This window comes from Gordonia aurantiaca, from assembly GCF_039939235.1.
GTDB lineage: Bacteria > Actinomycetota > Actinomycetes > Mycobacteriales > Mycobacteriaceae > Gordonia.
Genome location: NZ_JBDUUF010000010.1, coordinates 141,504 through 155,469, shown reverse-complemented (window position 1 = coordinate 155,469; position 13,966 = coordinate 141,504). Strand labels below are relative to the sequence as shown.

13 protein-coding genes are annotated in these 13,966 nt (G+C 69.9%); 4 read left to right on the top strand and 9 right to left on the bottom strand.

The genetic code is table 11. The features are described 5' to 3' along the window. Window positions 1–17: 17 nt before the first annotated feature. The 4 genes from ABFT43_RS18655 to ABFT43_RS18640 form a co-directional block, all read right to left on the bottom strand. A complete protein-coding gene (locus ABFT43_RS18655) occupies window positions 18–1,511 on the bottom strand; it encodes a nitrate/nitrite transporter (protein ID WP_347961786.1) in 1,494 nt (497 codons plus the stop codon). Window positions 1,512–1,754: 243 nt separating this feature from the next. Continuing rightward, window positions 1,755–2,609, bottom strand: a complete 855-nt coding sequence (locus tag ABFT43_RS18650; RefSeq protein ID WP_347961785.1) for a TIGR02569 family protein — start codon at window positions 2,607–2,609, stop codon at window positions 1,755–1,757. A gap of 66 nt (window positions 2,610–2,675) precedes the next feature. Continuing rightward, the gene (gene moeZ / locus ABFT43_RS18645) at window positions 2,676–3,854 is read right to left on the bottom strand and encodes an adenylyltransferase/sulfurtransferase MoeZ (RefSeq protein WP_347961784.1); all 1,179 of its coding nucleotides are present in this window, start codon (window positions 3,852–3,854) and stop codon (window positions 2,676–2,678) included. An 86-nt stretch (window positions 3,855–3,940) separates the two neighbouring features. Continuing rightward, complete coding sequence (locus tag ABFT43_RS18640; RefSeq protein ID WP_347961783.1) at window positions 3,941–4,984, bottom strand: DUF3152 domain-containing protein; 1,044 nt, start codon at window positions 4,982–4,984, stop codon at window positions 3,941–3,943. Window positions 4,985–5,050: 66 nt separating this feature from the next. Here ABFT43_RS18640 and ABFT43_RS18635 point away from each other — a divergent pair, with 66 nt between their 5' ends. After that, on the top strand, window positions 5,051–5,749 hold the full coding sequence (locus ABFT43_RS18635) for a TetR/AcrR family transcriptional regulator (protein WP_347961782.1): 699 nt from the start codon (window positions 5,051–5,053) through the stop codon (window positions 5,747–5,749). Between the two features lie 120 nt (window positions 5,750–5,869). Here ABFT43_RS18635 and ABFT43_RS18630 read toward each other — a convergent pair whose 3' ends face one another. Continuing rightward, window positions 5,870–6,100, bottom strand: coding sequence for a DUF3107 domain-containing protein (locus ABFT43_RS18630; RefSeq protein WP_347961781.1), 231 nt, complete (start codon window positions 6,098–6,100; stop codon window positions 5,870–5,872). Between the two features lie 124 nt (window positions 6,101–6,224). After that, on the bottom strand, window positions 6,225–6,917 hold the full coding sequence (locus ABFT43_RS18625; RefSeq protein WP_347961780.1) for a ferritin-like fold-containing protein: 693 nt from the start codon (window positions 6,915–6,917) through the stop codon (window positions 6,225–6,227). A gap of 315 nt (window positions 6,918–7,232) precedes the next feature. On the opposite strand from ABFT43_RS18625, the gene ABFT43_RS18620 reads away from it, so the two are divergent. Both ABFT43_RS18620 and ABFT43_RS18615 read left to right on the top strand, forming a co-directional pair. Continuing rightward, window positions 7,233–8,903, top strand: coding sequence for a DEAD/DEAH box helicase (locus ABFT43_RS18620; protein WP_347961779.1), 1,671 nt, complete (start codon window positions 7,233–7,235; stop codon window positions 8,901–8,903). 12 nt (window positions 8,904–8,915) lie between these two features. Beyond that, on the top strand, window positions 8,916–10,190 hold the full coding sequence (locus ABFT43_RS18615; protein WP_347961778.1) for an Rv3212 family protein: 1,275 nt from the start codon (window positions 8,916–8,918) through the stop codon (window positions 10,188–10,190). Window positions 10,191–10,193: 3 nt separating this feature from the next. On the opposite strand, the gene ABFT43_RS18610 is transcribed toward ABFT43_RS18615, so the two are convergent. Further along, on the bottom strand, window positions 10,194–10,988 hold the full coding sequence (locus ABFT43_RS18610) for a ParA family protein (protein ID WP_347961777.1): 795 nt from the start codon (window positions 10,986–10,988) through the stop codon (window positions 10,194–10,196). Between the two features lie 120 nt (window positions 10,989–11,108). Then, window positions 11,109–11,561, bottom strand: a complete 453-nt coding sequence (locus ABFT43_RS18605; protein ID WP_347961776.1) for a hypothetical protein — start codon at window positions 11,559–11,561, stop codon at window positions 11,109–11,111. A gap of 144 nt (window positions 11,562–11,705) precedes the next feature. Here ABFT43_RS18605 and ABFT43_RS18600 point away from each other — a divergent pair, with 144 nt between their 5' ends. After that, window positions 11,706–12,641 carry a diacylglycerol/lipid kinase family protein gene (locus ABFT43_RS18600; RefSeq protein WP_347961816.1) on the top strand — a complete coding sequence of 312 codons (936 nt, stop codon included), beginning with the start codon at window positions 11,706–11,708 and terminating at the stop codon, window positions 12,639–12,641. Here ABFT43_RS18600 and ABFT43_RS18595 read toward each other — a convergent pair. Further along, window positions 12,560–13,873 (bottom strand): MFS transporter, encoded by a 1,314-nt coding sequence (locus ABFT43_RS18595; RefSeq protein ID WP_347961775.1) that lies wholly within the window; start codon window positions 13,871–13,873, stop codon window positions 12,560–12,562. The two genes, ABFT43_RS18600 and ABFT43_RS18595, sit on opposite strands and share 82 nt — an antisense overlap. Between the last annotated feature and the right edge of the window lie 93 nt (window positions 13,874–13,966).

Here is a 13,966-nt window from a genome sequence, read left to right as displayed (position 1 = left end):
CTGTTTCCGGCGGTTGGTTACTTGATCGCCGGCGCGGTCGCGACCGCGTTGTCCGAACCGCTCTCCACGTCCGCGACGGTGCTCCCGTCCGCCGCGTCCGCGAGGACCGGCAGGTCCGTGGTCTCCTTCTCGGCCAGGACGATCGGGCGTCGTGCGTAGAACCACCAGGTGACCACCGCGGCCACCACGTAGAAGATCAGGAACACCCAGAACGCCTGTGTGGCCGACTGATTCGACTTGTAGCTGTCCCGCAGGACCAGATTGATGCCGACTCCGCCCAGGCCGCCGGCGGCACCCGCGATGCCGATCAGCGCGCCCGACATGCTGCGCGACCAGGTTGTCTTGCCGAAGGCGGTGAGACCGGTCAGCGACCGGGCCTTGTGCTCCCAGATGGTCGGGATGATCTTGTAGACCGAGCCGTTGGCGATCCCCGACAGCAGGAACAGCAGGATGAAGCCGGTGATGAAGGCGGCCAGCACGCCACCGGTGATGACCTTGCCGTTGGAATCCGCCGACATGCCCGCGACCACCAGGATCGACGCGGCCGCGGCCATCGCGACGAAGCAGTACAGGGTGACCTTGCCGCCGCCGATGCGGTCGGCGAGCTTGCCGCCATACGGGCGGGCCAGCGAGCCGAGCAGCGGGCCGATCCAGGCGATCTGCGCGGCCGCCAGGGCGGGCTTGGACGCGCCGGCCGAGGTGAAGCTGATGTTGAGGACCTGGCTGAACGCGAAACCGAAACCGATGAACGAACCGAAGGTGCCGACGTAGAGCAGGCAGATCAGCCAGGTGTCGCGGTACTTCAGGCAGTCGACCATCGCCTTGCCGCTGGCGGTCTGGTGGTCGAGGTTGTCCATGTAGAGCGCCGCGCCGACGCCCGCGATGGCCAGCGCCACCAGGTAGATCGCGCAGACGATCTCGGGCTGGTCGGCGAAGAGCCAGATCACCAGCAGGCCGATGACCTGGACCGCGGGAACGCCGATGTTGCCGCCGCCGGCGTTGAGGCCGAGCGCCCACCCCTTCAGCCGCTGCGGGTAGAAGGCGTTGATGTTGGTCATCGACGAGGCGAAGTTGCCGCCGCCGAACCCGGTGATCGCGGCGACCGCGAGGAACCAGCCGAAGCCGAACTCGCCGGGGTTCATCATCAACACCATCGTCATCACCGTCGGGACGACCAGCACGAAGGCGGAGAAGATGGCCCAGTTGCGACCGCCGAACCGCGCGGTGGCCTGCGTGTAGGGAATGCGCAGGCACGAGCCGACGAGGGTCGCGGTCGCCGCGATGACGAACTTCTGGTCCTGGCTGATGCCGTATTGGGGGCCCATGAACAGGGCCATCACCGAGAACAGGGACCAGATGGAGAATCCGATGTGCTCGCAGATCACCGACCAGACGAGATTGCGCTTGGCGACCTCGGCGTTGCCGTTGTCCCAGGCGACCCGATCCTCGGGATCCCAGTCGGTGATGGTGTGGTCACGTGTGAGCTGCGCTTTGAGGTCTGCGAAAACCATGCGTCCCCGTCTTCCGTGGCTTGGTGGTCACTGCACGTGCAGTGCGGGCCGGCAGTGCGACTCGACGGCCGGGTGGCTGCCGATGCGCCGCCGACACCGATGTCGTGCGACTCGACACCAAGCATGTGGGGAGCGTGTTGCGGGGATTTGCTGCCAGGTGACCTCGTGGTCACGTTGTCCTCACTTCGCCACGCCGGCGATGTGAGAACTCTTGCAGACCCTGAATACCGCTGTGAACTGCGGTTATACGAGCAAACGTACCAGTTCGACCACGCGCTGCAAGCCGGGAAGCGCGCCCGCGGTGGACCGCGGATGCAGGGCATGGACGGCCAGCCTGAACATCGTCGCGCGCAGCATCATCTGCGGCCACTCCGGTTGATCGGACCAGCGGTCGATGAGTTCGGCATCGGCGCCGCCCCACGCCAGGGCGTCGACGACGGCCACCGCGGCCGCCCAGGGCGCCGGCCGCCAGTACGGGACGATGTCGGTGATGCCGGGCGCCGCCGCCCCGGCGAACAGGACGGTGCCGAACAGGTCGCCGTGGACCACCTGGGACGGCAGGTCCACCGGCTTGCGCAGCTTCGCGAGGGTCTTGAGCATCTCGACGCTCTGCACACCGTCCGGCGCGGTCGGGTCGGCCATGCCCGCGGCGCGCGCAGATCGCAGCGGCACGTCCTCCCAGGCGGCGCGATCGGCGGCGGTGAACACGTCGACGTCGGTGTGCGGCGGGGCGGGCGGCTGCAGCAGGAAGCGCGGACGCTCCAGCGAGGCGAGGGCCTCGTGGAGGCGGTCCGCGACGAGCACCACCTCGTCGTGGCGGGGCTCGGGGGTCCCGGCGATGTAGGTGTCCGCCCGCCACCCGGACACGACGTAGCGGCCGTCGGTGGCGCGGAACGGTCGCGCGATGCGCAGCCCCTCGACGTACAGCGTCTCGCGCACCGACGCCGACCAGGCGGCGCGGGCGTGATCGGGGACCAGCGACAGCACGACCTCACCGACGCGCCACCCACCGATCCAGGAGTCGCCGATGGCGACGGGCGGATGCGCGGTGAGCCCGAACGTGTTCAGCACGTGCTCGGGCGGCTCGACGGTATTCACCAGGCCAGATTACCGAGCGGCGCCGGGCTCACCGGCGAGGCACGCGGTGTCGCGCGCGAATCGGCGTCAGTAGACCGGGAGGGTCTTGTCCACCTGATTCGCCCAGGCCGTCACACCACCCTGCAGGTGCGTGGCATCGGCGAAACCGGCCCGCTTGAGGGCTGCGAGGGCCTCCGCGGAGCGGACACCGGTCTTGCAGTACAGCACGGTCGGGCGGTCGTGCGGGATCTTCGCCAGGCCCTCGCCGGAGAGGATCTCGGCCTTCGGCACGAGCGTGGCGCCGTCGATGTGGACGATGTCCCACTCGACGGGCTCGCGGACGTCGATGAGGGCCAGCCGCTCACCCGCGTCGAGCTTCTCCTTCAACTCGACGGCGGTGATCGTCGACCCGGCCGCGGCCTCTGCGGCCTCGCTGGACACCACGCCGCAGAAGTCGTCGTAGTCGATGAGCTCGGTGATGCGCTCGCGGTCGGGGTCCTTGCGGATCCTGATGGTCCGGTAGGTCATGTCGAGGGCGTCGTAGACCATGAGCCGGCCGAGCAAGGGTTCACCGATGCCGCAGATGAGCTTGATGGCCTCGGTGCCCATGATCGACCCGATCGACGCGCACAGGATGCCGAGCACGCCGCCCTCGGCGCACGACGGGACCATGCCGGGAGGCGGGGCCTGCGGGTAGAGGTCGCGGTAGTTGATGCCTCGGCCGTCGGGGGCGTCTTCCCAGAACACCGACGCCTGACCCTCGAAGCGGTAGATCGAACCCCAGACGTAGGGCTTGTGGGCGAGGACCGCGGCGTCGTTGACGAGGTAGCGGGTCGCGAAGTTGTCGGTGCCGTCCAGGATGAGGTCGTACTGCGAGAACAACTCGACCGCACCCTCGGGTTCGAGCCGCTGGTCGTGGATGTTCACCGTGACGTACGGGTTGATCTCGCGGATGGAGTCCCGCGCGCTCTCGGCCTTGGGGCGCCCGACATCGGACTGCCCGTGGATGACCTGGCGCTGCAGATTGGACTCGTCGACGATGTCGAACTCGACGATGCCGATGGTGCCCACACCCGCCGCGGCGAGGTAGAGCAGCGTGGGTGAGCCCAGGCCACCGGCACCGATGACCAGGACCTTGGCGTTCTTCAGTCGTTTCTGACCGTCCATCCCGACATCCGGGATGATCAGGTGACGGCTGTAGCGAGCCACCTCTTCGTTGCTCAGTTCCGCCGCCGGCTCCACCAGCGGTGGCAGCGACCCAGTCACCGAACCTTGCGACACCTGATGCCTCCAGAACCTTCGGGGTGTACACGGACCATTGGGACAACCACCGTAGTCCGGCGCGCATTCCCCTAGCGGCTGGGGAACGGCCAGGGATTCGGCCGGCAGACGAAGGTGCGGTCGGCCTTCATGTCCGGGTCGAGCGCCATGATCTGCGAGTTGTCCACGCCGAACGACTGTTGCATCATCACCGGTGCCAGCGCGCCGTTCTCGCGGCACGGCTCGTGCTCTGCGTAGCCGATGCCGTGGCCGACCTCGTGGTTGATCAGGTACTGGCGGTACGCCACGTCGTCGCCCTGGTACGACAGCGCTCCGCGCACCCAGCGCGCCTCGTTGAGCGCCACCCGCGCCTGCGGCGGGTAGAAGCACGACGTCTCGAGTTTTATCTGGTACCCGCACAGCTCGCGGGTGGTGCCGGGCGAGACCAGCGTGATGCGGAGGTCGGGTTCGCCGCTGTCGATGCGCCGGAAGCCGACGCGCCCGTCGCCGATCCAGCTGCGCGGGTTGGCGAGCGTCATGTCGACCATCTTGGCGAAGGTCGGGTCGCCGCCGTAGTCCTGCGGGTTGAGGCCGTTCTCCACCTCGACGGTGTAGGTGTACTCCTGTCCGCCGGTGCCGACCTTCTGACCGGCGCCACGCAACACCCGGAAGGTCTTGCGGCCCTGTTCGGTGAAGGGCCCGCCCTGCGGCAGCGTCCCGGCGGGCAGCGCCGCGGCCTGGATGTCGCCGGTCGGGGCGCCGATGGGCCGGGTTTCGGTGCTGATGTCGGTGTTGCGGGCGGCCGAGTCCGGATTGACCGCCTCGGTGTCGGCGAGCCCGTCGCCGCGGGCGTCGCGGACGGTGACCACGATCAGCGCGATGGTCAGGATGGTGAGGACCGGGATCGCGTACGCGCGCCAGCCGTAGGTCGAGACGAACCGGCCGACCGCCGACTGCTTCCTGTAGCCGGGCTGGGCGTCGCGGTCGACGCGGGGACGGCCGCTGTCGTCGGTCGGGTCCCACCGCGCGCGCAGCGGCTGGTCCGGACCGGGGCGTCCCGACGATCTCGGGCCGGCATCCTTGGTGCGTACCCGGCCCGTGTCCGGGGCGGGGCCACCATCCTGAGTGCGGCTCACGGACCTACTTTCTCACAGCGGACGGCCGATACTGCGGAGGAAGGTCTTCCGAGTACTCTCTTGGGCATGTCGACCGCAACCAACGCGTCCGCCGTTCCCGGACGCAGTACGCGCCTGCCCCGCAGCGCACGGCGCATGCAGTTGCTCGACGCGGCCAGCGAGATCTTCGTCGAGCGCGGCTATCACGCCGCCGGCATGGACGAGATCGCCGTGCACGCGGGAGTGAGCAAGCCCGTCCTCTATCAGCACTTCCCGTCGAAGCTGGACCTCTACATCGCCGTCGTCGATTCGCATGCCGAGAAGCTGGTGAACGACGTCAACACCGCACTGCGCACCACCACCGACAACCACCAGCGTGTGCGCGCCGCGGTGCAGGCGTTCTTCGACTTCATCGACCAGGACAACTCCGGCTACCGGCTGATCTTCTCCTCCGACGCCTCCGACCCGGCCGTGATCCGGCGCGTCGAGGGAGCGACCGAGGCGTGCGTCGACGCCGTGTACGGCCTGGTCATGCACGATTCCGGGTTGGACCCGTACCGCTCGCGCATGCTGGCCTCCGGCCTCGTCGGCGCGAGCCAGGTCAACGCCCGCTACTGGCTGGAGGCGAAGCGTCCGGTCGACAAGCAGACCGCGGTGGAGACCACGGTCGCGCTGCTGTGGGGCGGTCTGTCCCACTTCCCGCGGCAGAATCCGCCCGAGGGCGAGGCCGCCGGTTCACCGGACACCGAGCAGCCGGCGGGTGAGCCGACGGTCGGCGAGGCCTGAACCTCCCACGGATTCCCACTTCACACGACGAGGGTCCTGTGCCGGCCGGTGGATCACCGGTCCCGCACAGGACCCTCGTCGTCTGTCTCGTGACGGCGGCCGCGACGTGGCGGCGGGGTGTCAGACCCCGAAGCCGACGCGACGGTTCTCGGCCGCTCCCACCTCGACGTAGGCGATCTTGGTGACCGGGACGATGTAGCGGGCGCCCTTCTCGTCGACCAGGCTGAGCAGCTGCTGGCCGCCGCTGAGTGCCGCCTCGACCTCGGCGTAGGCCTTGTCGCTGGTCAGCGGCGTCGCGACGGTCAGCTCCCGCGGGCTGTCGGTGATGCCGATCTTCACTTCCACGGCCATGTGCGGCCCTCCTCAGAGTCTCAACAACGCTTGCCGCACAAGGCTAGTCCAGCCGACTCGGCGGCACCCATCCGCTCCGCTGACAGCGAAAAGCCCGCGGTCACACGGGGGCCGGAAGCGCTGGTCAGGCGAGTCCGAGGTCGGCCATGCGCTCGGCGTGCTTGGCGGCGACCGCGTCGAAGAAGGTCGCGATGCCCGACAGCGACGACGCGCCGGAGAAGAGCAGGTCGGTGACCTCCTCCTCGGCGGCGAGGACCCACTGCGCGTGCGTGATGGCCTCGCCGAGCAGGCGACGCCCCCACAGGACCAGCGGGGACTTCAGCGACGGGTCGCGCTCGACGGCGGCACGGACCTGCTCGCGGGCGAACTGCGAATTGGCGGTCTCCGCCATCACCTCGGCCATCACCGACCGCGAGTCGGTGGGCAGCATGTCGGCGAGCTCGACGTAGAAGTCGGCGGCCAGGCCGTCGCCGACGTAGGCCTTGACCAGGGCCTCGTACCAGGTCTTCGGGGTCGTCGCACGGTGGTACTGGTCGAAGACCGAGCGGTAGCGCTCGACCGCCTCGGCCGCGGTGAGGCCGGTCATCGCCTCGACGCGCTCGGCGAGCCGGTCGAAGTGCCCGACCTCGGACGCCGCCATGCGCGCGATGGCGATCTTGCTGGGGACGTCGGGAGCCATCGCCGACTCCTCGATGAGGCGGTGGAAAGCCGCGAACTCACCGGCGAGCAGCACCGCGAACAGCTTCCCGACCGCTCGATCCTGGTTCTCGATCGCGACTACCGGGGTCTGTTCGGAGGGGTCGGATGCAGGCGCCATGAGGTGATGGTAGCGGCCCATCGCGCCACACCAAGTACACTGGATGGCGGTGCACTCCGACGGGACCCCCCGGCGCCTGCCCGCGAAGCCGCGTGACCACGCGTGCTTGCCGGCGCGAGCGTGTGGATGCGGCCGTGTGGATGTGATTGAGACCACTCGCGTACACACATCGCGAGATCGACTAGTCCGGATCGCGACACCCCGGCCGAATCCCCGGTGCCACTACGACATTGCGCGCGCACTTTCGAGCTTTCCTCGTGCGCGCAGGAACCAACCGTGCGCGCAAGAGACTGGCCAGAAAGGCAACAACCGCACATGACCGATTCGTCCGTGCATACGACCATCGTCGACGAGACCCACACCGCCCCGACCTTCGCCGAACTCGGCGTCGACGAGCGTATCGTCTCGGCCCTCGCCGACGACGGCAAGACCCAGACCTTCGCGATCCAGGAACTGACCCTCCCCCTCGCCCTTCAGGGAGACGACCTCATCGGTCAGGCCCGCACCGGCATGGGCAAGACCTACGGCTTCGGAATCCCGCTGCTCCACCGCCTCGCCAACGCGGAGGCGTCGGGCATCCGCCCGCTGGACAACACCCCGCGGGCCCTGGTGATCGTGCCCACCCGTGAGCTGTGCATCCAGGTGACCAGCGACCTCGAGATCGCGGCGAAGAAGACCGACGTCACCCTCGCCGACGGCACCAACCGCATGCTGAAGATCACCGCGATCTACGGCGGCCGTCCCTACGAGTCGCAGATCGCCGAGCTGCAGTCCGGCGTCGACGTCGTCGTCGGCACCCCGGGCCGGCTCCTCGACCTCGCACAACAGGGCCACCTGGTGCTCGGCAAGGTCTCGATCCTGGTGCTCGACGAGGCCGACGAGATGCTCGACCTCGGCTTCCTACCGGACATCGAGCGCATCATGGCCGCGCTGCCGACGCCGCGCCAGACGATGCTGTTCTCGGCGACCATGCCGGGCCCGATTGTCACGCTGGCCCGCACCTTCCTGCACCGTCCCACCCACATCCGGGCCGAGAACGCCAACGACTCGGCAGTGCACGACCGCACCAAGCAGTACGCCTACCGTGCGCACGCCCTCGACAAGGCCGAGCTCGTGGCCCGCATCCTGCAGGCCGAGGGGCGCGGCGCGACGATGATCTTCACCCGCACCAAGCGCACCGCGCAGAAGGTCGCCGACGACCTCGCCGAGCGCGGCTTCAAGGTGGGCGCCGTCCACGGCGACCTCGGCCAGGTGGCGCGCGAGAAGGCGTTGAAGAAGTTCCGCGAGGGCACCATCGACGTGCTGGTCGCCACCGACGTCGCGGCCCGCGGCATCGACATCGACGACGTCACCCACGTCATCAACTACCAGTGTCCCGAGGACGAGAAGACCTACGTGCACCGGATCGGCCGCACCGGCCGCGCCGGTCGCACCGGTATCGCCGTGACCCTCGTCGACTGGGACGAGCTGCACCGCTGGGAGCTCATCGACAAGGCCCTCGGCCTGGGCATGCCGGAGCCGGTGGAGACCTACTCGACATCGGAGCACCTGCGCAGCGACCTGAACATCCCGGAGTCGGCGACCGGCCGCATCGTCGCCCCGAAGCCGGAGCGCGACCCGAGCGAGGTCCGGGAGACCCGTGAGGCCCGCACCCCGCGCAAGCGCACCACCCGCACCCGTCGTCGTACCCGCGGCGGCAAGCCGATCGACGACGACGCCAAGGTCAGCGGCTCGGGCGAGGACACCGACGCCGCCGCGAACACCGATTCCACCGGCGAGAAGGCCGAATCCCGCGAGAAGGCCGAGTCCGGCGAGGCGGGCACCGGCGAGGGCGGCAGCAAGCCGCGCCGTCGCCGCCGTCGTCGTGGCGGCCGTAAGACCACCGGCGAGCAGAGCGGCTCCGACTCCGCGGCGACCCCGGTCGCCGCCCAGTCCGCCGCGGCGACCCCGGTCGCCGCCCAGTCCGCCACGGCGGCCGCCGAGTAGCCCTCCGCGCGCGTGGCACGCGTCCGACCCGAACGGCGACGGCCGATCGACCTGGTGATCTCCGCGATCATCGTCGTGGTCGTCGCCGTCGCATGCCTGGTCGCCTGGCTGGTCAGCCCGGTCCGGGCGACCAAGAGCACGCAGGCGGCCACCGAACCTCCCGCGGTCGCCTCGGCCGCCTCGGTACCCGAGGCCTTCGCCGTGCGCTGGCGCGCGGAATCCGCCGCCACCGCGACCCCGGCGGTCGGCAAGGCGCTGGTGGTGACCGGCGACGGGGGAACCGTGGTCGGCCGCGATCCCCGCTCCGGCTCCGAGGTCTGGAGGTACTCGAGGGATCTCGAGCTCTGCGCGGTCGACACCGCGTGGACGTCGAGCATCGACGCCGCACTGGCGGTGTACCGCAACTCGCGGGGATGTTCGGAGGTGACCGCGCTCGACGCGGCGACCGGCGCCCGCCGGGGCTCCCGCACCGCCGACGCCGATCCCACCGTCCACCTCGTGAGCGACTACGGCTACGTGGTCGCGCAGGGGCCCGAACGTCTCGAGACCTGGGGATCGAACCTGGTGCGCGGCATCGAGTACGGCCGGATCGAGGCCCGCGTACGCCCCGAGGACGACCCGAAGCGCCGACACTGCCGGCTGTTCTCCGCGGCGATCAGCGGCGACCGGGTCGCGATCGTCGAACGCTGCGAAAACGATCCCGGCTACCGGCTGACGGTCATCGGCGCCATCCTCGACGACGACGAGCGGGTCGAGGAGTACGGGTCGTCGCTGATCACCGGCGACGTGAGCGGCCCTCCCCCGGTGCTGATCGGCATGTCGTCATCGGGCATCGCCGTCTACGACGGCGGCGCGAGCCCGGCCGAGCCTCCCGCGATCGGCGGCGACAGCGGACCGGCCATCCGCCGCTTCGACACCTCGGCGGTGGCGGTCGGGTCCAACACCGTCTCCGGTGACGCGTTCCCGCCCGCGGGCAGCGTCCCGCTCGAGGGCGAGGGCATCGTGACGTACTGGACCGGCAAGGCGACGGTCGTGCTCGATGCCCAGAGCCTGCGGCCGATCTACCAGGTACCCGGCACCCTCGGTCCCGGACAGGTGATGGCCGGGCAGTTGCTGCTGCCGAGCCGGGCCGGGATCAGCGCGCGTGACGTGGCCACCGGCCGCGAGCTGCGGTCCATCCCCCTGCCCCGCAGCTCCGCGCCCGACGGCGTGGTGAGCCTGAAGGTCCTCGGGGACACCGTCCTCGAACAGCGCGGCGGGATGGTCGAGGCGTACGGCCCGGCCTGACCCCTACGGCGTGAGATCGAACGTGCGCACGTCCTCGCCCGCGTCCCAGTGCTTCCAGAGGTTCTCGGCGAGTTCGCGATATGCGGTGGCGCCCTTGTTCTTTCGTCCCCGCATGACCGACGACCCAGATGCCGACGCCTCGGCGAAGCGCACCGTGCGGGGAATCGGCGGGCTCAGCACCGGGATGTCGTAGCGGTCGGCGACGTCGGCGAGCACGTCGCGGCTGTGGGTGGTCCGGGCGTCGAACAGCGTGGCCACCGCGCCCAGCATCCTCAGATTCGGGTTGGTGATCTGCTGCACCTCGCGGACGGTGCGCAGCAACTGCCCGACGCCGCGGTGCGCGAGCGTCTCGCACTGCAGCGGCACGATCACCTCGTCGGCGGCGGTGAGCCCGTTGAGCGTGAGCACACCGAGCGACGGCGGGCAGTCGACGAGGATGACGTCGAAGTCCTCGGCGACCTCGGCGAGGGCGCGTTTGAGCGCGTATTCGCGGCCGGGGCGCATCAGCAGCAGCGCCTCCGCCCCGGCCAGGTCGATGGTGGCCGGCAGCAGGGTCACCTTGTCCTCGGTGTCGAGCAGGACGTCGGCGATCTCCTCGTCGCCGAGCAGCACGTCGTGGACCGAGGTCTCCAACTGGTCCGGATCGTGCCCCAGGGAGAAGGTGAGACACCCCTGCGGGTCGAGATCGACCACGAGCACCGACACGTCGAGATCGGCGAGCGCTGCTCCGAGGGACTCCACCGTGGTGGTCTTGGCGACCCCACCCTTCTGATTGGCAATCGCCAGGATGCGCGTCATGGCGCCTACTGTACGGGCGGTCGCGGGCTCGTCGAACGTTTGGAGTCGGCCTCGCGGTAAAAACTGGGTCAACTGCTCAGGGTGCCGCCCCGGACTCCGCTTCGGGGCACCTGGGCCGGGTCAGTGATCGGGCCCGATGTCACCGGCGAGCCAGCGCACGGACGGCGGACTGAACAGCATCACCAACACGAAGACCGCCACCAGGGCCACCGGGACGGACGCGACGGCGACGTGGCTCGTGTACAGGTAATACGCGACCGGGAGCAGAAGGATCTGGGCGACCATCGCGATCGACCGGCCCCAGCGGCGCCCGGACCAGAGGGCCGCGCCGCCGACGGCCACGCCGCCGAAGATGATCGCGAACCAGGCCGCGGTGCCGTATCCGCTGATGGCGGTCTCCTCGTGGCCGGCGAGGGCACGGATGACCAGGACGATCGCGATGACGATGCCGATCAGCCCCTGCGCCAGGGTCACCGCGCCGGCGATCCTGATCTGGCGCGGCGGGGCCGGCTCCGACGATGCCGCCGCCGGGGCGGTGACGTCCTTCTTCCGGCGATCCTTCTCCGTGCTCACCCGATCCAGGGTATTTGGTCGGGCCCGCGGAACCTTTCCGCACCCCGCGACATCCTCCGTCCACGACGTCCTCCAGCGACCTTCACGACGGGCAGATTACGCCGACGGCGCCACGACCCCATATCCTCGGGAGTCGTGCGCGTCATGCTCATCGTCAACCCGTTCGCCACCGCGACCAGTCCGGCTGGGCGTGACGCCCTCGTCCACACCCTGAGCGCGCACTTCGACCTCGACGTCGAACTCACCACGCACCGCGGGCACGCCTTCGAACTCGCCGCCCGCGCGGCCGCCGAGGGCTTCGACACCGTCATCGTGCACGGCGGCGACGGATCGGTGAACGAGGCGACCAACGGGCTGCTCGACAAGCCCGGCTCGTCCGACCCGTCGGCGGCGCGGCCGGCGCTCGCGGTGATCCCGGGCGGCAGCGCGAACGTGTTCGCCCGCACACTGGGCATCGACCCCGATCCCCTGCTCGCCACGCAGCAGATCATCGAACTCCTCGACGCCGGGCAGGGCCGCCGCATCGGACTCGGCCACACCGACGACCGGTGGTTCCTCTTCAACGCGGGGATGGGCATCGACGCGATCGTCGTGCATGCGATGGAGGACAAGCGGCACGCCGGCAAGTCGGCGACACCCGCACGGTATCTGTGGACCACCGTCAGCAGCTTCCTGAAGAATGCGGGGAAATCGACGACTTTCGACGTCGAGATCCCCGGGCACGACCGGATCACGGGCGCCCGATTCGGTTTCGTGTCCAACACGAGCCCGTGGACGTACCTCGGCCCACGGGAGATCCGCACCAACCCGACCACCGGATTCGACACCGGGCTGGGAGTCTTCGTGGCCACCTCCACCGGCGTGCTGCGGAACCTACCGCTCGCCACTCGCCTTCTGGCGCAAGCAGATCCGAAGGCGGGACACCTTTTCCGTGAGGACGATGTGAACGAGGTCCGGTTCGTCGCCGAGACCCCGATCGACGTCCAGATGGACGGTGACTACATCGGCGCGTTCCGCGACATCCGGTTCCGCCACCGCCGCGATGCACTCACGGTCGTCGCACCCGCCGAGGCGAGGTAGGGCACGACCAGGTATGGGATCGCCGCGAGCGCGAACAGCGTCGGCGGGTCGAACCGCGTCGATCCCGCCGCCCACCCGGCGAATGCGAGGAGCGCGACGACCTCCTCCCCCACCCCGGCCAGCGAGGTGACCGTCGCCCGGGACCGCGACCCCAGCCGATCCTGGAGCGCGGCGTCGGCGACGACCAGCGCCCAACCGAACGCCCCGAACGCGACCGCCACCGCGATCACCGCGACCGGCCGCGCCCACAGCGACGCCGCCATCAGGGCCAGCGCAGCCGCGGCCACGACCGGACCGATCGCCGCGGGTCGACGGAACCGCCCGGCGGCAAGTGCTCCGACGACGTCGCCGAGCGAGACGACCACCATCAGCACGGCCACCGTCCGCGGGATGTCGGTGCGGCTCACGCCGTCGTCCGCACCGCCCGGGGAATTGCTCACGAACGACTCGACGAGCAGCGGCAGGTACTCGTCGAGCGCCGCGACCCAGGTCAACGCGACGACGAGCAGCAGCAGGCCCCATGCTGCGGGCTGGGTGCGCAGGTCGCGCACGCCGCTGCGCACGATGCCGAGCACCGACAGGCCGGCCTCGGAATGCCCGGCGTCGGTCAGCGCCGGATCGGATGGCGCCGGATCGGAAAGCGCCTTCTCCGACAGCACCGGCTCCGTGGACGGATCGCCGACGCCGGAGCCGTCGGTCTCCGGGAGGGTGGACGAGGCCAGCGCGCACATCAGGCACGACACCACGCTGGCGACACCCGCCGCCGGGTAGCCACCCCACGCGAACAGCGGCGCGGCGAGAGCCGTGCCCGCGACGACTCCGATCGCGGAGGCCGCGCGCATCGCGCCGGCCAGCCGGGCGTAGTCCTCGGACCGGCCCAGGTGCACGAGCTCGTCGTAGACGAGCGCCTGCGTCGTCCCGGACCGGAGGGAACCCCCGATCGCCCAGAGCACGAATCCGGCGGCGAACGAGGCGAACGACGGCACGAGGGTCCAGAGCGCGAAACCGGCGCTGGTGATGCAGGGGCCGACGACCACCAGGCGACGGCGGGAGAACCGGTCGGCGATCACCCCGCTGGGCACCTCGACGATCACCGTGGACAGCGACCAGAGCGCGAACAGCGCAGAGACCTGCGCGCCGGAGAGCCCGGCGCCGGGGATCGAGGGGTCGGCGAAGAGGAGTGCGTACAGCGGGTAGAGCGGGATCAGGTCCTCGAAGAACGCGGCGCCCACCGCGCCGGTCGCCAGTCGGCGCGACGACGCGGGTACACGGCCCGAAGGTTGTGGTCTGGATCAACATCGTCGACGCATGTGGCCGAATATACG

Coding starts and splice junctions, on each gene's coding strand:
- ABFT43_RS18655 (WP_347961786.1), bottom strand. CDS start 1,511: ATGGTTTTCGCAGACCTCAAAGCGCAGCTCACACGTGACCACACCATC.
- ABFT43_RS18635 (WP_347961782.1), top strand. CDS start 5,051: ATGTCGACCGCAACCAACGCGTCCGCCGTTCCCGGACGCAGTACGCGC.
- ABFT43_RS18630 (WP_347961781.1), bottom strand. CDS start 6,100: ATGGCCGTGGAAGTGAAGATCGGCATCACCGACAGCCCGCGGGAGCTG.
- ABFT43_RS18625 (WP_347961780.1), bottom strand. CDS start 6,917: ATGGCGCCTGCATCCGACCCCTCCGAACAGACCCCGGTAGTCGCGATC.
- ABFT43_RS18620 (WP_347961779.1), top strand. CDS start 7,233: ATGACCGATTCGTCCGTGCATACGACCATCGTCGACGAGACCCACACC.
- ABFT43_RS18610 (WP_347961777.1), bottom strand. CDS start 10,988: ATGACGCGCATCCTGGCGATTGCCAATCAGAAGGGTGGGGTCGCCAAG.
- ABFT43_RS18600 (WP_347961816.1), top strand. CDS start 11,706: ATGCTCATCGTCAACCCGTTCGCCACCGCGACCAGTCCGGCTGGGCGT.